At 70.9% G+C, this 24281-nt stretch carries 22 protein-coding genes, 1 tRNA gene and 3 pseudogenes; 16 read left to right on the top strand and 10 right to left on the bottom strand.

All coding sequences use genetic code 11. The annotated features are described in order from the left end of the window. Positions 1-120 precede the first annotated feature (120 nt). Entirely contained in the window at positions 121-492 is a 372-nt protein-coding gene (locus tag IPJ59_RS00510) for a response regulator (protein ID WP_293256460.1), read from the top strand. A 13-nt stretch (positions 493-505) separates the two neighbouring features. Here the strand turns inward: IPJ59_RS00510 and IPJ59_RS00505 are convergent, their stop codons facing one another. Continuing rightward, positions 506-1237, bottom strand: coding sequence for a sugar phosphate nucleotidyltransferase (locus IPJ59_RS00505; protein WP_293256463.1), 732 nt, complete (start codon positions 1235-1237; stop codon positions 506-508). Between the two features lie 371 nt (positions 1238-1608). On the opposite strand from IPJ59_RS00505, the gene IPJ59_RS00500 reads away from it, so the two are divergent. Beyond that, positions 1609-4275 (top strand): DUF4388 domain-containing protein, encoded by a 2667-nt coding sequence (locus tag IPJ59_RS00500; RefSeq protein ID WP_293269264.1) that lies wholly within the window; start codon positions 1609-1611, stop codon positions 4273-4275. A gap of 120 nt (positions 4276-4395) precedes the next feature. Here the strand turns inward: IPJ59_RS00500 and IPJ59_RS00495 are convergent, their stop codons facing one another. From IPJ59_RS00495 to IPJ59_RS00470, 6 genes are all read right to left on the bottom strand, one after another. Next, a complete protein-coding gene (locus IPJ59_RS00495) occupies positions 4396-5763 on the bottom strand; it encodes a choice-of-anchor L domain-containing protein (RefSeq protein ID WP_293269263.1) in 1368 nt (455 codons plus the stop codon). Positions 5764-5971: 208 nt separating this feature from the next. Next, complete coding sequence (locus tag IPJ59_RS00490; RefSeq protein ID WP_293269262.1) at positions 5972-6709, bottom strand: hypothetical protein; 738 nt, start codon at positions 6707-6709, stop codon at positions 5972-5974. A 51-nt stretch (positions 6710-6760) separates the two neighbouring features. After that, positions 6761-7558: a hypothetical protein gene (locus tag IPJ59_RS00485; RefSeq protein ID WP_293256475.1), complete on the bottom strand. Its 798-nt coding sequence runs from the start codon at positions 7556-7558 to the stop codon at positions 6761-6763. A gap of 31 nt (positions 7559-7589) precedes the next feature. After that, a complete protein-coding gene (locus IPJ59_RS00480; RefSeq protein ID WP_293256478.1) occupies positions 7590-8507 on the bottom strand; it encodes a hypothetical protein in 918 nt (305 codons plus the stop codon). A gap of 85 nt (positions 8508-8592) precedes the next feature. Further along, entirely contained in the window at positions 8593-9642 is a 1050-nt protein-coding gene (locus IPJ59_RS00475; RefSeq protein WP_293269261.1) for a hypothetical protein, read from the bottom strand. A 132-nt stretch (positions 9643-9774) separates the two neighbouring features. Then, the gene (locus IPJ59_RS00470) at positions 9775-11505 is read right to left on the bottom strand and encodes a serine/threonine-protein kinase (protein ID WP_293269260.1); all 1731 of its coding nucleotides are present in this window, start codon (positions 11503-11505) and stop codon (positions 9775-9777) included. A 165-nt stretch (positions 11506-11670) separates the two neighbouring features. On the opposite strand from IPJ59_RS00470, the gene IPJ59_RS00465 reads away from it, so the two are divergent. The 4 genes from IPJ59_RS00465 to IPJ59_RS00450 all read left to right on the top strand — a co-directional run bounded on the left by IPJ59_RS00465 (position 11671) and on the right by IPJ59_RS00450 (position 15535). Beyond that, a complete protein-coding gene (locus IPJ59_RS00465; RefSeq protein WP_293256487.1) occupies positions 11671-12555 on the top strand; it encodes a hypothetical protein in 885 nt (294 codons plus the stop codon). 62 nt (positions 12556-12617) lie between these two features. After that, entirely contained in the window at positions 12618-13910 is a 1293-nt protein-coding gene (locus IPJ59_RS00460; RefSeq protein ID WP_293269259.1) for a hypothetical protein, read from the top strand. Further along, a complete protein-coding gene (locus IPJ59_RS00455; RefSeq protein ID WP_293269258.1) occupies positions 13889-14206 on the top strand; it encodes a hypothetical protein in 318 nt (105 codons plus the stop codon). The genes IPJ59_RS00460 and IPJ59_RS00455 overlap by 22 nt, the downstream gene beginning before the upstream one ends. A 705-nt stretch (positions 14207-14911) precedes the next feature. Next, complete coding sequence (locus IPJ59_RS00450; RefSeq protein ID WP_293269257.1) at positions 14912-15535, top strand: hypothetical protein; 624 nt, start codon at positions 14912-14914, stop codon at positions 15533-15535. A 482-nt stretch (positions 15536-16017) separates the two neighbouring features. On the opposite strand, the gene IPJ59_RS00445 is transcribed toward IPJ59_RS00450, so the two are convergent. Both IPJ59_RS00445 and IPJ59_RS00440 read right to left on the bottom strand, forming a co-directional pair. Continuing rightward, complete coding sequence (locus IPJ59_RS00445; RefSeq protein WP_293269256.1) at positions 16018-16347, bottom strand: hypothetical protein; 330 nt, start codon at positions 16345-16347, stop codon at positions 16018-16020. A 700-nt stretch (positions 16348-17047) separates the two neighbouring features. Further along, entirely contained in the window at positions 17048-17356 is a 309-nt protein-coding gene (locus tag IPJ59_RS00440; protein WP_293269255.1) for a hypothetical protein, read from the bottom strand. Between the two features lie 66 nt (positions 17357-17422). Here IPJ59_RS00440 and IPJ59_RS00435 point away from each other — a divergent pair, with 66 nt between their 5' ends. Then, entirely contained in the window at positions 17423-17668 is a 246-nt protein-coding gene (locus IPJ59_RS00435) for a hypothetical protein (protein ID WP_293269254.1), read from the top strand. Positions 17669-18346: 678 nt separating this feature from the next. On the opposite strand, the gene IPJ59_RS00430 is transcribed toward IPJ59_RS00435, so the two are convergent. Next, positions 18347-18625 (bottom strand): hypothetical protein, encoded by a 279-nt coding sequence (locus IPJ59_RS00430; RefSeq protein WP_293269253.1) that lies wholly within the window; start codon positions 18623-18625, stop codon positions 18347-18349. A gap of 1235 nt (positions 18626-19860) precedes the next feature. On the opposite strand from IPJ59_RS00430, the gene IPJ59_RS00425 reads away from it, so the two are divergent. The 9 genes and pseudogenes from IPJ59_RS00425 to IPJ59_RS37440 all read left to right on the top strand — a co-directional run. Continuing rightward, positions 19861-20103 carry a hypothetical protein gene (locus IPJ59_RS00425; protein WP_293269252.1) on the top strand — a complete coding sequence of 81 codons (243 nt, stop codon included), beginning with the start codon at positions 19861-19863 and terminating at the stop codon, positions 20101-20103. A gap of 62 nt (positions 20104-20165) precedes the next feature. Beyond that, the gene (locus tag IPJ59_RS00420) at positions 20166-20591 is read left to right on the top strand and encodes a hypothetical protein (RefSeq protein ID WP_293269251.1); all 426 of its coding nucleotides are present in this window, start codon (positions 20166-20168) and stop codon (positions 20589-20591) included. 264 nt (positions 20592-20855) lie between these two features. Beyond that, positions 20856-21137, top strand: coding sequence for a hypothetical protein (locus tag IPJ59_RS00415; RefSeq protein WP_293269250.1), 282 nt, complete (start codon positions 20856-20858; stop codon positions 21135-21137). A gap of 188 nt (positions 21138-21325) precedes the next feature. After that, positions 21326-21433: pseudogene (locus tag IPJ59_RS37450) on the top strand (citrate/2-methylcitrate synthase); the annotation flags it as partial. A gap of 1195 nt (positions 21434-22628) precedes the next feature. Beyond that, positions 22629-22701, top strand: a tRNA-His gene (locus IPJ59_RS00410). 520 nt (positions 22702-23221) lie between these two features. Next, a complete protein-coding gene (locus tag IPJ59_RS00405; RefSeq protein WP_293269249.1) occupies positions 23222-23488 on the top strand; it encodes a hypothetical protein in 267 nt (88 codons plus the stop codon). A 58-nt stretch (positions 23489-23546) separates the two neighbouring features. Beyond that, positions 23547-23756 carry a hypothetical protein gene (locus tag IPJ59_RS00400; protein ID WP_293269248.1) on the top strand — a complete coding sequence of 70 codons (210 nt, stop codon included), beginning with the start codon at positions 23547-23549 and terminating at the stop codon, positions 23754-23756. A 137-nt stretch (positions 23757-23893) separates the two neighbouring features. Beyond that, positions 23894-23980: pseudogene (locus IPJ59_RS37445) on the top strand (cytochrome P450); the annotation flags it as partial. A 4-nt stretch (positions 23981-23984) separates the two neighbouring features. Further along, positions 23985-24212, top strand: a pseudogene (locus IPJ59_RS37440) (cytochrome P450); the annotation flags it as partial. Between the last annotated feature and the right edge of the window lie 69 nt (positions 24213-24281).

Here is a 24281-nt window from a genome sequence, read left to right as displayed (position 1 = left end):
ACGGCGGGGGACCCGGACATGCGACCGGGAGTGTACTTCAGGCCAGGTCCGCAACGATCAGGTCCCACGACAGGCGCCCGCGGCCGCGGTCCTTCGCTACACTCGCCGCGGGTCCAGGGCATGAAGCTCGTCGTGTACATCGAGGACAACCCGAGCAACTTCGCCCTGGCGCGCAAGATCCTCGAGTGGACGGGCAACTACAAGGTGCTCGGCGCGAAGGACGGCATCAGCGGCCTCGAGATGGTCCGCGAGCGTCGCCCCGACGTCGTCCTCCTCGACCTCGACCTGCCGGGCATCAGCGGCATCGAGGTCGTGCAGGCGATCCGGCGCTCGCCGGAGATCGCCCGAACACCGGTGCTCGCGGTCACCGCCAGCGTCATGAAGCGCGAGCGGACCCAGGCGATGGAGGCCGGCTGCGACCGCTTCATCGAGAAGCCCTTCGACATCCACGACCTCCGCCGCCAGGTCGACGAGGCCGCCGGCCTGGCCTGAGCTGTCCCAAAGGTCAGGTGGCTGCGAGGGCCAGCGCCTCGAGCTCGGCGAGCTGCTCGCGGGTGTTGACCCCGGCGACCTCGTCCGCGGGCACCTCAACCACCCCCACCCCGCCCTGCCCGGCCGCGACGGCGACGAGATCCGTCAGGTAGATCTCACCCTGGGCGTTGCCGCTGCGCAGCCGCGGCAGCTCGCGCCGCAGCAGCGAGGCCGCGGCGCAGTAGACCCCCGCGTTACACTCGCCGATCGTCCGCTGCTCCGCGCTGGCGTCGCGCTGCTCGACGATCGCCTGGACCACGCCAGCGCCGTCGCGGACGATCCGGCCGTAGCCGGTCGGGTCGCGCGGGGTGAAGCTCGCGAGCGCGAGCCCGCCGCGGCTGGTCGCGCAGGCGGCCGCGAGCGCGTGCAGCGTGTCCGGTCGCAGGCGCGGCACGTCGCCGCTCAGGATCAGGACGTCGCCCGCGTGCTCCGCGAGCGCCGGCAGGGCGCACTGGACGGCGTGCCCCGTGCCCCGCTGCTCGGCCTGCAACGCGAAGCGCAGGCCCTGCTGACCCGCGAGGGCGGCCTGCACCGCGGCGGCGCCGTGACCCACGATCACCACCACCATCGCGGCGCCCGCGGCCCGGGCCGCGCGGATCGGGTGCAGCACCAACGGCTCGCCGAGGAAGGGGTGCAAGACCTTCGGCAGATCGGAGCCCATGCGGGTCCCCTTGCCCGCGGCCAGGATCACGGCGACCAGTGACATTGGCCGCGAAGCTAGCAGATCGACGGTCGCGGACGCGGTACGCCTGTCCCGAGAGACAGCTGACCCCCGCGGCTCCGGCCCGGCACCGGCGGTCCGTCGGGGCTCGTCCAGCCGCGACCATACGAGCCCGCGATCGACCCCGCGGGCCCGGCGAGCCGCGAGCAGATCTGCGCCCCAGCGGCTCCCCATGGCCAGCCCCGGCCCGCGCGAAGTCCGCGAGCCGCCGCGCCGACGCGCTCCGGACCGCCGCAGCCAGCCCGGGGCCCATGACGCGAGGGCCGCGTGGGGGGGGCCCCAGACCCGGCGGACCGGGGTATCCTGGGGCGCCTCGCCTTGCACCAATACGGGGTCCTCGGCCGAGCCGCAGCACCATGCCCACGCAAGCACCCACCGACAGCGACCTCGGCTTTCCGGCCAAGGGATCCCTCAAGCGCGTGCCCTTCGCGTTCCTCGTCCGGGACATCTCCCGCGCGCGCAGCACGGGGAACCTCTACCTGCTGGCGGGCGAGACGAAGAAGGTGGTGTTCTTCGTCGACGGGCGGCCCACTCTGGTGCGCAGCAACCTGGCCAGCGAGTTCCTCGGCCAGATCCTCACCGATCAGGGCCTCATCACGCAGGAGCAGTGCGACAACACGCTCGAGGCGATCCGCCGCACCGGCAAGAAGCAGGGCGAGTTGCTGGTCGAGATGGGCATCCTCTCGGAGGGCAACCTGCGCTACGGCCTCGAGGAGCAGGTCCGGATCAAGCTGTTCGAGATCTTCGGCTGGGAGGAGGGCCGCTTCCAGTTCAAGCCGGGCGGCGAGCCGGGTGCGCCGACCGGGATGGCGCTCGAGCAGCCGCTCGAGGCGGTGATCCTCGCGGCGGTGCAGGAGCGCTGGAACGACGAGCGCGCGCGCACGGCCCTCAAGCCGCTGGCCGAGCGCTACCCCGCCGTGAACGCCCGCTGGACCGGCGAGCAGGCGGCCGAGCTCGACCTCCTGCCCGAGGAGCTGTACTTCCTGCGCTGCCTCGACGGCAGCCGCAGCGTCGACGAACTGCTGGCCCGCAAGTACGACCCCGAGGTGCCGCAGATCTCGACGCTGCTGTTCGGCCTGGTCGCCAGCGGCGTGGTCGAGGCCGGCGAGACCAAGCTGGCGCGACGCCTGCCGCCGCCGCGCCCGAACCTCACGCCGACCAACCCGCCCGACGACAAGCTCGCCCCCAAGTTCGAGCAGCTGAGCGCGATCACCGAGTACGAGGACACGCCGCTGCCGAACAAGCTGCCGGGCGGCGCCGCGATCTCGAGCAGCCGCAACCCGCGGGTCCCGGTGCTGCCGACCGAGGACGAGGAGATGTTCCGCGGCCTCGACGTCGACGAGAGCATCGTCGCCGACTCGCGGGCCCTGCTGCGCGCCGTCAGCGAGCGCGGCCTCAAGTCGGTCGCCCGTCCCGCGCCCGAGCCGGCCACCCGCGCCCCCACGCCCGAACCCCGCCCGCTCGACGACGAGACCGACTTCGGTGACCTCGGCGCCGACGACGACGACGAGACCGACTTCAGCGACCTGGTCCACACGACCCTGCCTGCCGGCGCCGCGGCCAAGCCGCAGCAGCCCGCGCAGCCGGTGACGCGGGCCGACTCGAACAAGAGCGTGCTGCCGCAGCCGCCGCTCGGGCGCTCCGACTCGAGCAAGTCGCCGCTCCCCCAGCCCAAGCCGGACTCGAGCAAGTCGCCGCTCCCCCAGCCCAAGCTCGACGCCAAGCTGGACTCCAGCAGGTCCCCGCTCCCGCAGCCCAAGCTGGACTCCAGCAGGTCCCCGCTCCCGCAGCCCAAACCGGACTCCAACAAGTCTCCGCTCCCGCAGCCCAGGCCAGACTCCAACAAGTCTCCGCTCCCGCAGCCGGCCGCGGCCGTCCAACCGCGGTCCGATTCAAACAAGTCGCCGCTCCCGCGGCCGACCCTGGCCGCCACGCCCACGCTCGGCGGGCCGCGGGCCATGGCCGAACCTGCACGTGCCCCCGAGCCCGATCCGCTCGCCGATCTCGAGGCTGACGACGACCTCGGCGACCTCGGCGACCTCGACGGCGACCTCGCCCTCGACGACGACCTCGGTGACGACCCCCTCGGCGACGACCCCCTCGGCGACGACCCCCTCGGCGACGACCTCGGCGACGACCTCGGCGACGATCCTCTCGCCTCTGGCTCGACGCTGGACGCCGAGGACGGCGATCTGCTCGGCGATTCGGCGCTCAGCGACGCCAGCGGCGCGCTGGCGGCGATCGACCTCGACGCGTCCGAGAGCGGCATCATGCCTGGCCTCGACGACGGCGACGATGCTGGCCTCGATGCTGGCCTCGATGCTGGCCTCGATGCTGGCCTCGATGCTGGCCTCGATGCTGGCCTCGATGCTGGCCTCAACACCGGCGACGACGCAGGCCTCGACACCGGCGACGACGACGGCCTCGACACCGGCGACGACGACGGCCTCGACGCTGGCGACGATGGTGACGGGGCCGACGACGCCGGTGACGAGGCCAGTGAAGACGACGAGATCGACGAGCTCGACGAGGACCTCGAGATCGAGGACGTCGAGCTCGAGGGCGGCGACGACGAGTTCGGCGACGACGGCGGCGGCTTCCGCTCCAGCAACGCGGACACCGACGGCGGCTTCCGGGTCGCTGCCGGGGTCGAGAGCGCCGAGGTGCTGGGCGCGACGCGCTACAGCCAGGCCGAGGACGCCATGCGCGAGGGAGACTTCGACCAGGCGGTCGCGCTGTTCGAGGACGCCTACGCCAACGGCTACGACGTCGCCGAGCTGCACGCCCACCTGGCCTTCGCCCGCTTCCGGGCCAGCGGCAACGACCCGAGCTCCGGCGCCGGTGCGCTCGAGCTGCTCGACTGGGCCGAGCAGGCCGACCCGGGCCTGCCGATGATCCACGCCTACCGCGGCGCGATCCTCGTCGGGATGGGGCGCCAGGAGGAGGCCGACGAGTGCTTCGAGCGGGCGCTCTACCTCGACCCCGAGAACGAGCTCGCGCTCGCCTACACCCGCAGCGAGTGAGCGACGGACCAGGGGGACCGCGGCCCACATCGAGCCGCGGCTCACATCGAGCTCACATCGGGCCGCGGCTCACATCGAGCCGCGGCTCACATCGAGCCGCGGCGCACGTCGAGCCGGCGATCACATCGGGATGATGCCGCAGCTGTCGACCTCGTTGGGCACGCAACCCTCGCAGTCCCACTGCCAGTTGTCGATGATCGCGGTGGTGTCGTAGGTCGAGTCGCCCATGTCGAAGATGCCGAACGCGAGCAGGAAGGTCTCGCCCGGCTTGACGCCGCCGGTCGCCTGGTACCAACCGGTCGCGCCGCCCTCGAAGATGTAGCCGGTGCCCTCGAGGTGCGGGTCCTCGCCGACGCAGTTCGGGTCGAGGAAGTCGCACTCGCCCTGGAAGTCGATCGGCCACAGCGCGGTCACCGTGAGCGGCTGGCCGTTGATGAAGGTGACGTTGCCCGTGTAGTCCTCGCTGGCCTGCCAGACCACGAAGATGTCGTTGAAGGACGAGTCGACGAACTCGGGGAACTCGGCCGAGAAGTACGCGAAGTCGAAGCTGTAGCCCTTGGCGTCCGAGGTCTGGCCGTTGGCGATCGCCGGCGCGGTGAGCTCGAAGCTAAACCACATCTTGTCCTCGGCGTCGCCGCCTCCGAGGTCCCACTGGTCGAGGATCGTGTTCGAGCAGTCGTTCTTGCCGTCGCAGTTCGTGTAGCCCATCGGGTCCGGGCTGCCGTGCTCGGGGCTCATCGGCGGGGGCATCACGTCGCTGTCCCACTGGCCGCCGTTGCCCGAGTCGTTGTACACGTCGCCGTCGTCGACGATCACGACCCCCTGGCCGTCGGGCGGCGGCAGCAGGCCGGAGCTGATGAGCAGCACCTTGTCGCCCTCGCGCGAGCTCCAGAACGGCTTCTGCGTGTTCGGATCGATGTAGGTGCCGTACGACTTGGCGACCTGCCACGAGCGCTTGCCGTCCATCGGCGGCGGGGCCTGGAAGCTGAGCTTGGCCAGCTTCACGGCGTTGTCGTTGTCGATCCACTTGTTGCCTGCCGTGGTGCAGTTGAGGCCGATCGCGTGCAGCGCGTCGTCCGAGCCGGGGTCGCAGGGGAGGTGCGCCTCGGCCAGCGGACACTCCTTCATCTCGCCCGTCGTGGTGTCACCGCCGCCGGTGCTGCCGTCGGTGGTGTCGACCACGCCGGTGGTGGTGTCCGGACCGGTGGTGGTGGTGCTCGGGTCGACGTTGCCGGTGGTCTCATCGAGGCCGGTGCTGCCCTCGGTCGTGGTGCCAGGGCTGTCCGTGGTGCTCGCCGAGTCCGAATTGCCGCTCGTCGGGCTGGTGCTCGTCGGCTCGGTCGTCGCGTTGGTCGGCGAGGTGGTCGAGCTGGTGGCGTCCGAGGAGCCCTCGGTCGCCGACGCCGAGCTGGTCTCGCCGGAGTTGCTGTCGCCACAGCCGACCATCAGGCCAGCCGTCAAGAGGAGGTAAAGCGGGGTGCGGGTCATGCTTCCATGCTTAGCGGAGCGCGCAGGCGAGCACCAGCAGACATCCGCCTGGCCGACGATTTTGACGCATGCGCATCTTCGCGCGATACCGACCCGGCGATAATGCCAGCGATCGAGGCGGATCAGGTGCCGCGGACAATGCTGGCAGTCGCGGCGGCGACCGCTCTTGACTGCTCTTGACCACTCTTGAGTGACCGCGAGCGGTCACTCAGGCGGTCTCAGCCGAGGACAGTGCGGTGACCGGATCGTGGGCAAGCTGCGACGGGCCGACCTGCGACCCCACCTGGGGCCCCACCTGAGACTCGTTGAACTCGCAACGGAAGGGCAAGCCACGCAGGCCACCAGAGAGGGCGTCGCGGTGCTGGGCGAGGCTGCGGACCACGGCCCGCCAGCGCCGCAGGTCGGTGTGCAGACCCGTGTCGGCGGCGACGGCCTGGCTGGTCGCCGCCCAGCGGCTCGCGGCCCGCTGCTCGCCGAGCCAGCCGCCGAGGCCGGCGCCGGTCATCACCACGACCATCAGCATCACCACCAGCATCAGGCCGCCGAGGATATGCAGCATGCCGATCGCCAGCTCGGGCGGCGTGACCAGGAGGCGCGAGGCGGTCACGCCGACGAAGCCCGCGCCGAGCAGCGAGCCGCACAGGCGCAGCCGCTCGACCACCGCGCTCGCGACCCGCTCGGTCACCGCGACCCGCTGCGAGCCGGCGCAGCCCGACAGCCGCAGGCGGGCGCCGCCGCGGCGACGACCACCCGCCACCTCGACCTCGGCCTGAAAATCACCACGATGGGCCGCCAGCCGCAGACCACCGGCCCACACCCGCCGGGTCACGACATAGCCGGCCTCGGCCGGAAAGTAGGCCGCCCACAGGCCCTCGACGTGACGCACCGACTGCTCGTGGCTGCCCACGGGGCACGGGGTCGTCCAACCGAAGCCATGGCCACGCATCGCGTCCATCCCCTCCACGCTAGCCGTCGGGCCCGCGCCCGTCCAGCCGCGTCACTGTAGCCAGGCGCCGCGCTCGCGCGGCAGGAGGTTGGCGAGGCGCGGGGCCAGCAGCGCGTGCCCGGACTGCAGCGCCGCCGCGAGCGCCGGCTCGAGCGCCGTCGGGGGCGGTCGCTGACGCAGCGCGAGCTGCTGGCAGACCACCACCTCGACGAGCTCAGCCATCGCTAGCCCCGCGAGCGAGGCGGGCGGCGCGAAGACCAGGCCATCGCCCCACACTGGCGCCTGCTCCTTGACGATCACCCGCAGCTCGAAGCCCGGCTCGCTGCCCTGGCAGAACGCCAGTAGATCGCGCTCGTCCTGTTCGGCCCGCTCGCACAGCAAACCGAAGAAGAGGTGCTCGATCCCGATCCCCAACATCGGCGGGCCGCCGCGCAGTCGCTCGGCCCGCAGCATCCCGAGGACCTGGCGATCCGGGAGCTCGCCGAGGTCGAGCACCGCGATCTCGGCGACGTGGCGAGCGGTGCACGCGATCGCCTGCGCCAGCAGCTCGGCCCGCTGCGGCGCCGACACCCGCGCCCACGGGTCATCCGCCGCCGGCGCCAGCAACGACGCCAGGTGCAGCCAGCCGACCTCCGACCCGAGCACCCGCGCGGCCGCCTCGCACCAGCCCGCGAGCGCGGCCGCCAGCGCCCCGGGACCCGCGTCGGGGATCAGCACCAGGCGCACGTGATACTCGGGCACGAAGCCGTCGACCGCGAGCGGTGCGAGGCCGGGGGACACATAACAGGGGCGCAGATCGGGGTCCGCGAGGACCGCATCGATCACGGTGAGGGGGATCGGCTGCCGCATGCGGCGGCCGTTCTAGCACCCAGCACGGCGCTCAGCACGGACCGCCGAGACAACAGTCGAAGTTGATGATGCAGAAGATGTCGCAGAAGCAGTCCGGCCCGCCTGCGCCGCCGCACTCACAGGGCGAGCAGGTTCCCGGGTCCTCGGGGCAATCCTCCGGGCACACGCACGAGTCCTCGCCCGGCTGGCACTGCATGTCCCCGCAGCTGAAGGACTCGCAGCCGCCGGTGTTGTAGCTGCAGCCGACGTTGCAGCTCAGGGCGCCGCCGTCGTAGCCGAGGCTGAGACAGGTCTGCCCGCCGAGGTCGGCGCCGTCGCAGTCCTCGGAGCCGTTGCGCTTGTTGTCGCCGCAGTAGGTGCAGGCGTTGATGTTGTAGGTGCACGCGCCGGGGCTGTTGCAGCCGAGGGTGCCGCCGTTGAAGGCGACCCCCTTGGGGCTGTCGAAGTTCAGGCAGCTGACCGCGCCGAGCTGATCCGGCGTGCAATTGCTGCCCTGCATGCCGCAGTCGCACTTCTCGCCCTTGTCGGCGTCGAGCACACCGTCGCCGCAGACCGCCCCGGCGTTGCACATCGAGGTGTCGTAGTGGCAGTCGGCGGTGCAGCGCAGGAGGCCGCCGTCGAAGCCGAAGCTGTCGCAGGTCTGAGCGTCGAGGTCCTCGCCCTCGCACTCCTCGGTCGGATCGAGCACGCCGTTGCCGCACTCGAAGCTCGGCACGCTGTTGTTGCTGTCGTTGCTGTCGGCGCTGGAGGTCGGCAGGCTCGAGTCGTCGGACGGGAAGGTGGTGCCGGAGGTGGTGGGTCCGGGCTCGGGGTTGGTCGCCGAGCTCACCTGCGTGACCGGGCCGATCGTGATGCTCGTGCCCTTGTCGTCGTCACCAGTGGCACACGCGAGCGACAGCGCGAACCAGGCGAGGAGCGGCGAGGAGGGCCAGCGCGCGGAGCGAACCACGCTCGCATGATAGAGGCCCCCGACCGCGCGGGACAATGCCCGTCCGCGCGCGCTGGCGGGCGACGAACCGGATCTTGCGCCCCTCTCAGGGTGTGCAGTAGGCGACGCGGCGCGAGCCCAGCATGGCCGAGGCGCAATCGCCATAGCCGTGGGCCCGACAGTCGAGGCTCGCGGGGCGGTCCAGATCGCAGAAGTCGATCATGCCGGCATCGCAGCCCTCGTCGGCCGCGAGATCGCAGCCCGGGGCGACCAGTCCGCACGCGGCAGCGCCGGCGAAGGGACCCGCCTGCACGAAGCCGCAGCCCTGCCCCGCCGGCTCCAACGCCGCACAGTCGCGCCGACCGAGCTTGCCGCCGGCGCAGGTCTCCAGGACAACGCCGTCGCAGCGCTGTGAGAAAAAACTGCAGGTCTCGCCGGTGCCGACACAGCCGAGCGAGCCGCGCATCTCATCCTGACCGCAGGTCTCGCCGGCGATCGAGTACACGTCATCGCCGGCTTTCCCGGACACGATCACCAGGTTGTAAGCCGTCGGGCAGTCGATGCGCTGCAAGAAGCCCGCGGGGCTGCACTCGATCAGCGCATCGCCGTCGCACTGCGCCGGGGTGACGCCGAACTCGCAGGGCTCGCTGCCGCAGCCGGCCCACACGTCGACGTTGCAGGCCTGGCCCGCCGCCTTGCAGTCGAGGGCCGCCTGCGGCGCGCCGAGATCGTCGCACCACACCCAGGTGTCGCCCTGACAGATGCCGGTCCCGGCGGCGTCCTTGCAAGCCGCCGCGAAGCCGTCCAGCGCCGGTGTACAGGCCCGCACCGCGTCGCAATCCCCGGCCGCCAGCTTGCACGCCATCGCCTCGACGCCGAGCCGCTGCGACCCAACCGAGGCCCACAACCACGGCAGGTCGAGCACGTGGCCGAGGCAGGCCTGCAGGCCCATCGCTGTGCCGCCCTCCGCCTCGCAGGCGTTGATCCGCAGGCACTCGGCGATCCGCGGCGCCAGCTCGCCCCCGCCGCCCGTGCTGCCGCCAGTGGTCGGGACCTCGCCACGACTGCCGTCACTACTGCCGCCTGTGCTACCGCCCGTGCTGCCGTCGCTGGCCTCTGTGTCCGCGGCGCAGGCGAGCAGCGTCGCGGCGAGCACGATGATGCACCCACAAGAAAGGGAACTGCCGGTCAAGACCATGGCGAGCGTGCTATCACGCGCCCACCAGCCGGGCCACAAACACCGAGCCGCGCGAATCTCACTCGCACCGCGAGATCCACCGCCGCCCGACTAACCCGCGAACTCGTGCGAGCGTCGCCACTCGTTGACGGGCGGCGGACGCACCGTGCTGCCCCGCGTCGAATCGACGACGCAGGCCCCGAGCCTGGCCTGCTCGCCGAAGGGCGGGCGCGGCGTCGCGGCCGTGATCCGCCCGGTCCGCGCCTCGACCACGATGTCGAAGCGCACCCGCGTGCCGGCCTTCACCCCGCCCTGACCGAGGCAGCGCCGCACTCGCGTCGCGGCCCGCCGCATCACATCATCGAAGCCGCTGCGCGCCTCGCCACGCGGGCGCTGCTTCGCGTCCGCCGTCGCCGTCGCCTCCGCCTCGACCTGCAGCGGATCGGCCACCGCCTCGGCCGATCGATCGTCCGCGGGCGGACCCTCGCGCTCGCTCGTGCCGGGCACCGGCGCCGCCCCGGACACCTCGTCCCCTGGCGCCGCCCCGGCGACCTCGTCCACCCGCGCCGCCCCGGCGACCTCGTCCACCGGCGCCGCCACCCCCACGACCTGCTCCACCGCCAGCAGCTCTCCCCGCGGCCAGACGAACCACCCCGCGAGCCCCGCGACCCCGAGCAACACCGCGGCGCCGACCAGCGCGAGCCCGCGACGCCGCCGCGGCGCCGCACTGCGCGGCGGATCGATCGGCGTACGCGGCTCGTCGGGCTCGATGCGGGTGTCGGCGGTCGCCGCCATGCGCCCGCTGTCCGACCCAGGATCCCGGCTGCCCGCGAGCATCGGCCCGATCATCGACGCCGCCATCGCCACCTCGCTGGCCGACGGATCGGACCGCGTCTCATCCGCCTCGCCGCTGCGACAGGCGTCCTCGGGCAACGCGAGCAGCGCCTCGTGCAGCGCCGCCATGTCGGCGAAGCGCTGGCCCGCGTCGCGGTGCAGCGCCTTGCCAAGCAGCGCCTCGAGCGCGGGCGACACGATCAGCCCCGGGCTCATCTCCGCCAGCCGCGGCGGGTCGCCCTGCAGGATCTCCGCGAGCACCTGACGCGGCGTCCTGCCGCGGTACGGCAGGCGCCCGCACAGCAGCTGAAACAGGATCACACCGACCGCGTACACGTCGATGCGGTGGTCGAAGGGCTCGCCCGCCGCCAGCTCCGGCGCCATGTACGGGGTGGTCCCCACGACCTCGCCCGTGCGCGTGAGCGCCTCCGCCGGCGCCTCGTCGGGCGCGACCAGCTTGGCGATCCCGAAGTCCAGCACCTTCACGAAGTCCGGGTTGTCCTCGCGCTGGACCAGGAAGATGTTGCCCGGCTTGAGGTCGCGATGGACCACCCCGCGGTCGTGCGCCGCTGCCAGCGCGCGACACACCTGGGCGACGATCGCCCGCGCCCGCGGCCACGCCAGGGTCCGCTCGCGCCGCAGCAACGCCTGCAGATCCTCGCCGCGGAGCCACTCCATCACGTAGAAGCACTCGCCCGCCTCGCTGACCCCGACGTCGAGGCACTCGACCACGTGCTCGTGCTCGATGCGGGCGGTCAGCCGCGCCTCGCGGCGAAAGCGTTCGACCAGCGCCGGCCGGGCCACCGCCTCGGGCAGCAGGATCTTGATCGCCACCTTGCGCCCGACCTCGAGGTGCTCTCCGGCGTGGACCGTGCCCATCCCGCCGCCGCCGATCTGCGCCGTCACGCGATAGCGTCCGCCCAACACCACGCCATTGAGGTCGCGCTCGACCGCCATGAAGACCGGCCCAGCATCGCCGATCCGCATCATCACGGCAATCGCGCGCAACTGAGCGCATAGCGACGTCGCCGCGGGCCTGAGCGACGCGCAGGAATTCACCGCGATCGTGCACCGGGACAAGGGCGACGGCTCGGCAAGATCCGTCCCACGCGACACCCAGTGCCTCCGTGCTGTCACCTCGACACGCGCCGTCGCCTGGTCGATGCTCGCCGCATGTCCACCGTGCTCCTCCGCCGCGGCGCCCCCGAACACCGCGACGCCCCGCCGTGGCGGCTCGGCATGGCCCGCGCCAAGCTGCAGGTCCGCGGTCGCCTGCCGGGCGCCTTCGGCTTCGACCTCGCCACCGCCAGCTACCGCGCCGCCCGGCGCAGCACCCCGCTCGTCGAGCTCCTGCCGATGGCCCTGCCCGGCAGCTGGATGGTCAACAACAAGGTCCCCTCGCCCGTGTTCTTCCGCTGGTTGCAGCCCCACACCCGCGAGCTGTGGGCGGAGCTCATCGACCTCCTCGACGGCGACAGCGATCGCTGGCTCGCCCGCAGCAGCAGCGAGCGAGCCGCCGTCGCGGCCGCCGTCCGCAACCTCGCCGCCCTCGACGCAGCGGCCCGTGGTGGCCCGCCCGGCGGCCCGACCCCGGGCACCGCGGCCGGGCTGTCGAAGGTCCTCGCCCTGCTCTGCCCCGACACCGTCCCGCTGATGGACGACGCCGCGATCCACTTCGCGCTCGGCGCGGTTCCGCCGCCCAATAGCGCCGACACGCCGACCGCCGGCCCCGAGCACTTCGTGCCGATGCTCGACTGGTTCGCCGGCGCCGTGCAGTCCGCCGCGCCCGGGCTCACCGCGCTCGCCCGCGACTACACCCTCGCGCCGCTGAGCCCGGCCCAGATCCTCGATCGTCTCCTGTGGTTCGAGAGCTGGGGCTACCGCGTGTGCCGCCAGCCGACCCCGTGGTGGTGGATCGGTGACGACGAGCGCCAGGCGATCGTCCCGATGCCCGGTCCAGCCCCGACCCCCGCGCGAGTCTCGCTCACCGCGATCGCCGACCTGACCTGGCGCGAGACGGCGCGCGCGGCCCTCGAGGCCATCCACACCGACGCATGACGTCGCGTGTAGAATGCCGCGGGGCGCCACATCGCGGCGCCGAGGGGATGGAGGGTACGGGGATGACACGCACGACACTTGGCTTGATCACGCTTGCGACCATCGGACTACACGCCTGCAACGGCGGCGGCGGAGGCACCAGCGACGGCAGCGCGGGCACCGGCAGCACCGGCAACAACGGCAGCGGGGTCGCCACCAGCGACGCTACCAGCACCGCAGCGCCCACCAGCGACACACCGACCAGCGATACGCCCACCTCCGGCAACAGCGCGACCGGCACCAGCAACCCCGCCACCAGCGACACCGCCACCGGCGACACCACCACCAGCGACACGAACACTGCCACCACCAGCCCGGCCACCAGCGACAGCACCGGCGTCGGCCCGGGCACAGACACTGGCAACAGCACCGGCCCGAGCTGCGGCCCCTGCGACGAGCCCAACCAGGAGTGCATCGACAATGTCTGCACCACCAGCTGTCAGGGCCAAGATCCGGACCCCTGCGGCCCCGCGCAGGTTTGTGATGTGATCAGCGGCGACTGCAAGGACCCCGGCGACGCCTGCGTGCTCGACGGTCCGAGCGTCGCGTGTGGCGCCGGAAGCTGCGGCCCTGGCACCGTGTGCGACGGCGTCGACACCTGCCTCCCGATCTCGCCCTGCGCGACCGTCACCTGCACCACGGAGGGCGCCTGCTGGGGCAGCGCCTGCGTCTGCGAGCGCGCCAAGGATTGCACCGACCCCGCGATCGATCTGCTCAATGGCCCCTTCAACGTCGACATCGGCGGCATCGATTTCGCCGACGATTGCACCGCATGGATGGTCACCCTGCGCAGCGGTCCCGACTACCTGCGCCGCCTCAAGCCCGACGGTGCGCTCACCCAGTGGACCGGCGTCGCCAACCTCAACATGGGCGAGGTCAAGGTCCTGCGCAGCCTCACGATCCCGCAGCTCACGGTCCCCTTCCCGATCGTCCCCAAGCCGCAGCCCCCCGAGCACGTCGAGGGCCTCGGCGAGGTCGCCATCACCTACACCTGCTGCCCCACCTGCGGCTGCCAGGCCAACCCCCCGCAGGGCGTCGCCCGCCTCGTCGAGGAGGACATGGTCACGCCACTACCGATCGTCATCATCGCCCAGAAGACCCAGGGCACCGGCCCCTTCGGCAGCACCGCCGCCGACGCCGGCCCACAAGGCCTCACCTGGGGCGTCGACCGCGTGCTCTACGTCGGCAACAGCACCGCCAACGGTGACTTCAACAGCGCCGACCTCGAGAAGGTGAGCCAGGCTGTCGAGTACAAGTTTCCGGCCCGGGTCAGCGCCTCGGCGCCGGTCAGTCCGTGCACCTCGTGGTCGGCCTGATCGGCGGCGAGGTGCACCGCTTCAACGTGCTCACCAAGCAGGCCGAGCTGCTCGTCGACCTCGACGCCGACATCACCGGCTTCAGCCACGACAGCTTCAGCGGCCTCGTCTACGCCGGCCTCTCCACCCTCGAGATCGTCGCCTTCGACCCTTTCACCGGCGATGTTGCGTCCTTCGACAAGATGCCAGGCAAGGGCCGCGTCAGCGTCAGCCCCAGCGGCACGCTGTACTTCGCCCCGGTGAAGTATATCTATAATGGTCTGATCAAATCCTACGACCTGCCCGACAGCTTCTGATGCGACGGCAGTCGCTGTCGAGCGCACAGCGGTGGCCGGCCCGGTGGCGACTCGAGTCCATTCCCGCAGACCAACTCGGGAAACGCTGGGCAGGAAGCAGCCGCCGCGGCGCATCGTTTGCACATCGGCGCAGGACCTGGCGGAGCACCGCTTCCGGGCCCCATGCTACGGCGCATCACCAGTGGCCGGAGAGTTGCTACGGCGGGACCCGGGGTCCGGATGCGCACGATGATCGTGGTTGTTGGACTGATGCACATGGCGGCGCCAGCGGCGGTCGAGCCGAGCGCTCCGCAGCCTGAGCCGGCCCTGGCGACGCCGCCACGGCGAGGCCTCGGAATGCTCGTCACGGGCGGCTTCCTGGCGACCGCCGGTGGCCTGCTGCTGGCCACGTCCGCGTGGTCGTTTGCCGCCACCGACTGCGGCGGGGATCAGACACCGGGCAGTGCTGGGTCGGGCTTGTGGGCGCGATCACGATGCCGGTCGGTGTCGTCGCGCTTGCGGTCGGGGCTCCGCTGCTCGGCGCGGGCGTGCAGCGACGTCGCGTCTGGCGGGCGTGGCAACACGAGCGTGGCGTCGTGCTCAAGCCCCGGCTCGGACGCAGCAACGGGGCCTGGACTGTGGGGCTCACCCTACGTTTCTGAGGGTTCGCATGGATATCCACAGATACCGTTTCACGCAACAGGCTCGACGGATGCTCAGTGGCCGGTGATCGCGTGGATCCTTGGCGGGCGCCGGCGCCAGCAGTTCGGGCCGCGCCAGCCTCCGCGGCGCACGGAGGCCTCCGCGGCCGCGACCCCGGCCGTCCCATTGGCCTCACTGGCGCCTTCCGGGCGTGGTCTGGGCGCGCGACGGGCCTATCTCGCGTTGGCACCGGGGATCGCCGGCATCGGTCTGAACCGGAGCGACTATTTTCGCACTGCGTATCTATGGGGGATCGACGCTGGATATCATTTCCCTCTCGGTCGTACGTTCAAGGTGCAACCGGGCGGATTCTTCGAGCATAGCCCCCTGCCCCACCGAGTGCTCGCAACACAGTATGACTCCCAGCTGCGACACTGGCTGCGCATGGGCCCGCAGGTACGGGTCGGCGGCGGGAACGACCGGGTCTTCGGGTATGCACTGCTGGCCCTGATCGTCGACGTATTCGTGGAGACACGATCATCCGGGGCCCACCTCGTCGCCAGGCCCATCCTCGCGCATGCGGGCGTGGGTGCCGGCGCACAAGGGCTACTCGGCAAGCGTGTCCTCCTCGGCGGAGAAGGAAGTCTCGACGTGGTGGGAGTGTCGCCGTACATGCGCCTGCGCCTCTACGTGGGTGTCGTGTTCTGATCCGCTGTCCCCAACGCAGGCTCGACCCACTGGCCGACCACCTCGCGCATCGATCGTCGCCGGGCCCTCCGACGCCGATTTCGCCGCGATGCACGGATTACACGGCGGGTCGCGGCCGTGACCGCATGGAATAGAGGGTGGTGCGCATGGAGAAGTCCCTGGGCTAGTGGGGCGAGGATCGTGCAGCAGCGGCTGGGTGCGGCTCGCCGGGTGCCAGCGCTGCGGATGCGCGGGCAGCGGCTCATGGACCGTCCTGCGGAGCCATGTGATCTGCCCGTCGTTCGTGAAATCGGCTCCCGCGACCACGAGGAAACCCGGGCCAAAGGCAACGGCCGCCGCCGCCGCGTACTGAGCATCGCCCTTCGGAGGAAACTCGAGGCTCCATGCGACTTCGCCGGCATCTGTGAACAACCGGAGGCTCCCACGCCCGGCCATGGGACCTGACCTACCACGGCGATCCGCTGATCGGGCCCGACGCCAGATCATCGATGGCGCCGGATTCCGCCATATTCGTGAAGGTCCAGAGGATCTCGCCCTCCCGGCTCAGGCGGCGCATCAGTCCCGCTTCCGTTGACGCTCGCGTCGGTCGCTACCACGATATCGCCAGATGGCATTGTTTCGAGCATGGTGGTGGGCCGCGTGTATTTCCCCGGCAGGCATGTTTCAGGCGTGCCGGTCGCTGCATCTGCGCAAGCGAATGCGTAGCCGTCACCGGGGAACTGGGCGGTCACCTCCCCCGCGGCGACGAGCGTGCCCTCGGAGAGGGTGATTGCGACCGCCTGAGAGGCGATCGGCGTGTTTCCGTCAAGCACGGTTTCCCCACGATCTCGCCGGTGGCCGGATCGTGGCGATGCAGCCGGCCGTCGGTGGGAGGATGGTCGTCAGGACTGACCCCGCTGGCGCCCACGATGCGCTGAACACGGCATCGTCGCCGACGGCGACGGCGGTGACTCCGGTCGTATCCAAACGGGCGTCCCACCCGCTTTCCCTCCGGGTCAAAGCACCGAGGTCCGGCCCTGCACAGATCGATCCGTCGGACCCGATCATCACCCGGGACGAGTAGTCTTGGAGTCGCGGTGAGACGCTCGTCTGCCACAGATCCTGCCCGGAGGATCGACGCGCGGAGCCGCCCGACGTGCTCCTCGCTTTACTTTCAGTCCCACCCCGAAACGCGCAGGACGATCGTCCCGTCAGGGCCGACCGCCACCGACCGGAGTGTCGAACACGTTCGCACCCCCCCGCGCGTGACCCCGTCCACGCGACTTCTCCGGTAAGGTGGCAGGTCGGCCCCGCAGCCGGCGCTGTCCGGGGAATCGCAGGCCTCCTCGGGCCCGAGGATCCGGGGGCGGGGGCGTCGCCGCACTACCGACCCCCGCGCCCCCTGTGTCGTCCCGCCATGATCGCGAGGGCGGTGACCGTGCGCATCGACGGCAAGGTCTCGTCCCACAGCGGGCTGCCGTCGGACGCCTGCACCACCGCGGGCGCGCGCCGCGAGGAGAGCGGGCAGGGTCGTCAAAGCTTGGCCCGCGGCGCGGACTCGCCAGTTGACAGCGCAGGCGCCCTGCCCGTCCACTGGGACATGCGATATGGGATAGGACTGGTGGGGTTCGTGGTGCTCGCGGGCTGCGGCGGCGGTGGTGGGGCGAGCGCGAGTGACAGCGGCGCGACGACCTCGGCGGGCTCGGACAGCTCGTCCGTGGCCGACGTGGGGACGACCGAGGCGGCGCCGACCTCGAGCGCACCCTCGGGCGTGAGCGCGACCGGCTCGAGCGGCGAGCTGCCGACCACCGGCGGCGAGCCGACGACTGGCGCGACAAGCACGGCGAGAAGCAGCCCGGGGGCCGCGGACGCGAGCACGGGCGGGACGCGAGCACGGGTGCGGCGAGCGTGAGCAGCAGCGACGGCGGCGAGAGCTCGAGCGTGGGCGACGAGAGCACCGGAGGGGACGCGTGTCTCATCGCCGACGTCGAGGACACGCTGGACTTCGTCTATCGAAGTCAGATCGACCTCGGCGACATCAACACGATCCAGGCCTCGTATTACAACATCGAGGCCAAAGGGATCGTGTTCTTCTCGCTACTTCGGGCCGGGTCGGCGCTTTCGCGATCGACGGCACGCCGCTCGGCGGCGTGATGGCGCCGCCGGAGGCGCTGCCCAGCTCGACGGGGCCAGCCACGACCCCAGGTCAACAGGGGGCGCTGCTGATCCGCAGGAGTGTCGGGCTGGTCGAGGCCGACCCGGTGACGCTGCAGACGCCGGGGACACCCAGCTCGACAAGGCGAAGCCTTCAAAGATCGGCGTGTGCGCCGGGGTGGCGACGGGGTCGACGGCGACAGTAATATGTACGTGATCAGCTGGCAGACCGAGGAGGATGGTGCAGAGGTTGATGACGCGCCGACGGGCAGACCGGCTCGCGCGGCGTCGACCTGGCGGCGCTCCGGGACCTGAGCCGCCCTGACGGCATCAGCCTGATCGCCGGCAGCGAGAACTTCGTGGTCCTGGGCTCGGCCAAGCAGCAGGCGGCGATCCCGGACCCCGAAGCGGGGCGATCGTGAAGTGGCGCCAGGCAGGGTCGGGCAGATGTTGCCGCCCTTCGAGGGGCGGCGGATCCCCAACCCGACGCCAGCCTGACGGTGTGCGGCAACGGGCACGCGGTGGTTATGTGATGAATACGGGACGAAGTGCCACGATTATGCGCCGAAGGACGGCGACAAGGACGCGTGCGCCTGCACGATCCCGCAGTGAGCGCGGCGATCGGGTGCGGCCGGCGATGCCTGGCGACGGCACCGGCGGCTCGACAAGCGTGGCGGGCTAGACGGATTCGACGGGCGCGATGGGTACGACCGATCCGACGGGCACGAACGGCACGACGGATCCGGCAAAGACGATGGGCTCGACCGGTACGACCGATCCTGGCAGCACAGGCGGCCCGACCATGGGCAGCTCGACCACCGCTGGTGTCACCCGGGCCTCCGCGCCACCCAGGCTGGTCGCGGCGACCGCCGCGAGCTGAGGCGTTCGCGCGGGGCGCGGCGCCGCCAAGCGCAGAGTCGGGCTGTGCTCCGAACGCACGTCCTGCGCCGTGTTCATGTCGTTCTGCCCCCTTTGGCGCCTGCACCAAGGAGCCGACCGACGAGAGCTCGTCGAGCAGCAGTGGCGAGGACCCGACGACCGGCGACGCGACCTCGACTGGCACTGTCCCGACCACGGCGGGTCCAGCGAGTCGACCGCGGGGTCGAGCACCGGCGAGCCCGTCGCCGAGGAACGCGCTGTGTGCGCCTCTCCGCGCACTCCCGTCGAGTGCTGTCCGGACGGTCCGACCGTCGCCGAGGTCGAGGCGGTCTGCCACGACGACCTCGATTCGTCGCGCACGGACGGTGAGGCTTGCTTCGAGGCCTGGCAGCGTACTACACGTGCCAGTCGCATCACGCCCTGCGAGGCCTCTGAGGATTCGTGCCGACGAGGCCAACGCGCGGATCAACATCTGCGGCGGCTGAGCGCTTCACCGGCCTCGAGCTGCACACCTGGCGCGGCTCGCTGCCAGTCGGCGGCCCGCCTCCCCGCGGACGCGGCCCGCTTCACGCTCGCCGCCTTCGCCAACTTCACCGGAGCATCTCGCCCGCGCCGGCGACGACGCCTCAACGTGCGGGCCCAGCGCGCCCTCACGGCCCGCTTCTCCCGCCACTGCAGGGCGACGGCGTCCACATGGACGCCCACGTCCGCATCGTCACCGGCATCCGCCCGCGCTCTTCGACCCGCACAAGCTCGCCCTCCGAGGCCCAGTTTACGGACCGACGCGCATCACGCTCGCCAAAGAGGCGGGCCCAGAGGCCCCGGCCCTCGGCCCTGTTCAGGAGCCATTCGGCCTTCTTGCGGATCGTCGCCGCCGCCTGGGCGCCGACCAGCGTCCTGATCTCGCCGCGATGGACCAGGAGCAGCGTCGGCAGTGAGCGGGATGTTGAGGCGCGCGAGCTCGGGGTGGCGCTCCGTGTCGAGCTTTAGCCAAGTCGATCGGCTGACCCGCGCGGTCTCGGCCGCAACTGTTTCATATTGCGGCGCCATCATCTGCAGGGCCCGCACCAACCCGCCCAGGTCGATGATCGCCGCCGGCCTCGGGCCCCGCATCAGGGCCTCAGCGCCGCCTGAGTGTCGATGCGTCTCCACTGCCTCGCTCACGATCCACGCCAGGGTGCAAAGGCCGACGCGGCGCCGGTCAACTCCATCGAGCCTCCGCGGTGGGTTTCCGTGGTGTCGGCCGCTGACGGGTCTGGCTTGCAGTTCCGCTCGATCTCCACCAGACCGGGCAGCGGTGGCACACCACCCTCGTGCAGATCGTCACCCAGCCCATCGCCCTCGACACCTTCAACCTCACCGGCAACGAGCGCCGCCTGTGCGTCGAGGCCTTGAGCGCCGCCGGCAACCTCGTCGGGGCCGCCAAACTCCCTCATCACCCGTCACTCGATGAAGCGACGTATCATCAAGCTCGGCCTCGACTGGACTCGCCGCCCCGGCAGCTCCTGCCGCCGAGCCTCCGCCGTATTGCGCCGGTCGCCGCCCACGCCGCCTGAGTGGGGGCAGCGGCCCCGTAACGGCTACCTGCGCGGCGAAACCTGCCATCATGGAACCTCCCATGCCTGTCGCCGCCGGGACCCCCGACCTGTACCGCTACCTGTTTCCCGCGCTCGCAGCGACGCTAGCGATCTCGCTGGTGGCTGGCCTGTTCACTCCCGGCGCCCCCCTCGACTACCGCATGCTCGGGTTCCAGTTCTGGCTCGCCGACAACCTCACCGCCGTCGGGCTCGAGGGCGCGTCCGCTCTGTTCACCAAGCGCGGCACGACACACAAGGAGCTGACCGCGTCGACGCCACCGGCCGACGACGAGATCCGCCGGTCCCTTGTCGAGAACGCCGCGGGTTTGGCCTGCTCACCACCTTCGCGGTCCAGGGCAGCAAGCCCTACCTCGAGCTCGCCCGCCTCTACCGGGCGCAACGCGGCCACCCGCTGCGGCTCATCGAGCGCTGGCGGTTCACGACTGACAACGACCAGCTGCCGATGATGGCGCACCAGCTGTTCGTCGCCATGGCGCCGCGCTTCGGCCTCCAGCTCCAGCCGAAGCACCTGGCATCAAGCTGAGGCTGATGTCCCGGCCGGGCCGATCGAGGCGCTGTCATTCTACGGCTCCAGGCAAGAACGCCGTCGATCCCAGCGATCTCGACCGCGGTCGCGGCGGCCCCAGGCCACGGACTATCCAGCGAAGCTGGGGGCGGCGATCGACGCAGCGGGTGGCAAGGCGCTCAGCACCGAGTTCGCTGACGCGATCGTGGTCACGGGTGAGATCGAGGAAACACCGCTGGCCGAGGTGCTCCAGCCGGGCGACTACGTGACGCGCTTTCATACCTTCATGTCGGCCGGGGATATGACCGCCGATCCGAATTGGATCCCGAGGCCCTCGGCCGGCGACGTCGACAATCACCACGTGCTCGCTGATGAGGCGGACAGCGCCGGGCCGGGCCGCACTGGCGCGGGGCCGGACGGCTTTGCGGCGCTGATGGTGGTGCCGGTGCTGTGGACGCTGCGCCGGCGGCGGCCAGGCCTTCGATGAAACGGTGGCCTGGACGGAGAAGGACACGACCAGGCCGACCGGTCAGCGCGCTCCAGGTGGTCACGGCGGGCTGTCAGGGGCCGACGTAGCGGGCGCGAGGCGCAGGAGGAAGCCGGCGGCCCGCTGCTCAAAGGCGTGGGCGCGCGGGCCGTCGAGCGGGCGGCCGACGGGGCGCTACGGCGGCGGCCAACGTCGAGTTGTACACGGCAGTGCTGCTCGACACACTGGGGATCGAGCGGGCCGCGTTTGCGCCGACCTTCGCGGTCAGTCGGGTCGCGGGCTTGTGGCCCGGCTAATCCTCCGGCCTCGCGCGTTACATCGGGCCAGCGCCGGCGTAGGTCGGTCTATTCGGCGCTGGAGCGCTGAGCGCGCGGTTGAAACCGTCGTAGGTTCAGATGCCGCGGGCGTGGACCGGGCCGCCTGGAAACAACGCCAGAGGCCGCCGGAAGCGCTCGCCGTGGGTGAACGGGTGCCGCCTTCGCAGGGCTCAGGCGAAAGCCAATGTTCACCCCAGGCGAGCGCGGGCAGCAGCGGCGCCGCCTACGCCACGCCAGCTCGCGGCCGGGTTCGCAGCGGACGATGCGGGCGCTAAAGCCGATCTCAGGGTGGCCTCGATCTTGATGCCGGAAGCGCAGCTCGCCGCCCTCGCGGAAGCTCGCCGCGACCTTTGAGATCACGGTGTTGTTCCATTCGGGGTGGCGGCGGGTTGGTGAGCACGTCCCACACGCGCTCGGGCGGCGCGGCGATGGTGAGGCTGGTGACGTCGGTCATGGCGCGGGGACTGCTTAGCGCATGCGCGCGCGCCTCTGGTCGCGCCGTCGGTATGCGTGGCTGGGTAGTCATCGCCGTGTCGCGCCGCCGAGATTTAATTTGCGTGCTTGACACGCGGGTCAGCTCAGATAGATGGGTGCGTGTGTCGCTTCCTTGGCGGTGATATCGAAACTCCGCTCTCCGCACACACGAGAATCGCGCCATGACCCGCTGCACGGAACATAAGACCACGAAGATCGCGCCGGCGGTTCGTGGCATGTTCGCTGCTATGGGGCGCGGCCGTCGTCATCCGCGTTGAGCGTGCGTTCGGCGTGATGCCGACGCCGGGTGAAGGAGGGTCGCCCGGCTGTGGTCAGTCTATGCGGCCATGCGGCTGCGGAGGCTGCGAACCGGCACGGACGGGGCGCAGGCGAAGTGCTCGCATCGTCGGCTGTGTCCCCTCGCCCGCGGCAGCAGATATCTCGGCCTGTACCTCAGGCTGTCCGAGCACCCGGCTGATACGCGGGTGGTCGGGCCTTCTGGTAAACCCCACATTGGATCGCGCGTTTCTCCACTCGTTGCGGGGTGGTGTAATTGGTAACACGCCGGGCTCGCCAACGCGAGCGCTGCGGGTTTCAAGTCCCGCCCCGCTATTGTCAATCGTTCCCCTCTCGCCCCCGGAATCACCGTCCGCGCGCGCCTCCATCCCTCATCCTGGCGAACCTTCGCACCATGCTTATGGCGTGCGTAGCTCAATGGTGGAGCGCCTGACCGTGACTCGAGGAGGTTTTGGGTTCAAGTCCCATCGCACGCCACTACACCGCCGCGGGGAACGGATTGCGAACCGGCGCGTGTCCCCCGCGCCGGCCCAAAAATGCCTGATCTCCGCTGTAGCTCAGCAAGGCAGAGCAGCCGGTTTTGAGAAACCCGGTGCGCGGGGGTTCGATTTAACTAAGAGGCCATTACATACAACGCTCGCCGTGGGCACCGTTCACGGGGGCCTGTAACATGCCATGGAAGGCCCCGCAGTAGACGATCCGCGGGTCGGCAGGGTTGATGACCCAGCGCTCGCCGATCGGCCGGGGCGATGCGGGCGCCGCTTGGTACGTGGGTAAAGGAGGTGCCGACGGCGAGGCACCTTCGGCCCGACCGGGAGATACGATGAATTCGCGCCGCAACCTGCATCGCGCCGCAGCTCCATCGTCGCTTGCATCGCAAGCCTGGCCTCGTGACACTGCGGCGTCCATGTCCCGAAAGAGGTCCCCCTCGCGCCGCAGCATCTGCCCGTCCTCGGCCACGCGGCGCGCCTGCTCACCGCCGCGACATGGGACGCCATGGAGGTGTGGCTGCGCGAGCACGGCCCGACGCTCCGCTTCAAGCTCTCTGGTGCCACCTACATCGTCAGCGCAGACCCCGAGGTCGTCCGCCACGTGCTGCTCGGCAACGCCGACAACTACGCCAGGGACATCCGCAGCATGGCACCTTCCTCGACCTGCTCGGTGATGGCCTGCTCACCAGCGACGGCCCGCTGTGGCGGCGCCAGCGGGCCACCCTTGCCAGGGCCTTCCGCATCGACAGCCTGCGCAACCTCGCCGACGTGACGCACGCGCGGTCGACCGCAGCAGCGAGTCGCTCACCGAGCACGCGCAGCGCGGCGCCGTGGTCGACGTGGGCACGCTGTTTCGCCGCCTCACATTGCAGGTGATCGCCGAGGCCGCGCTGTCGATGACGCCGGAGGAGAGTGATGATGTGCTCCCGCGCCTCTACGAGCCGCTGGTCGCCGAGGCCAACCGCCGGGTGTGGCTGCCCGCCCGCGCCCACCTGCCGATCCCCGCCCGCTTCCAGTACGATCGACGTTGCGGGAGCTAAATCTGTACTTGCGGGCCAGGATCGACGCCCGCTGGCGCCAGCGCCAGGCCGAGCCCGAGCGACCCGCGCTCGACATGCTCTGACATGCTGCTCGTCAGCGTCGAGGACGAGCTGGACCGAGGACACGGCTACGCTCGTTGAGCGACGAGCTGAAGACCATGCTCTTCGCCGGCCACGAGACCACGAGCGCGATGCTCACCTGGACCCTGCACGCCCTGATGCGCCACCTTGAGTGCCTCGCGCCTGCGCGACGCCGCCGACGAGGTCTTCGTCGGCGCGAGGATGCCCGAGTACGAGGCGCTCAAGCGCCTCGACTACGCCGGCGCCTGCCTCAAGGAGGCGCTGCGGATCTACAACGTCGTTCCGATCGTCAACCGCAAGACCCTCGCGGACGATCACTTCGTCGACTACCACGTCCCCGCCGGCTGTTTCGTGATGTTGCACCTACAGGCGCTTCACCGCGACCTGCACGTGGCCCAGGCCCTTCCGTCCCGACGCTTCCTCGGCGAGTCGCAGGCCCAGGCC

Source organism: Nannocystis sp., assembly GCF_016714285.1.
Taxonomy (GTDB): Bacteria; Myxococcota_A; Polyangia; order Nannocystales; family Nannocystaceae; genus Nannocystis.
Note: the sequence above shows the minus strand (reverse complement) of the source record. Positions and strands in the feature narration are given on the sequence as shown.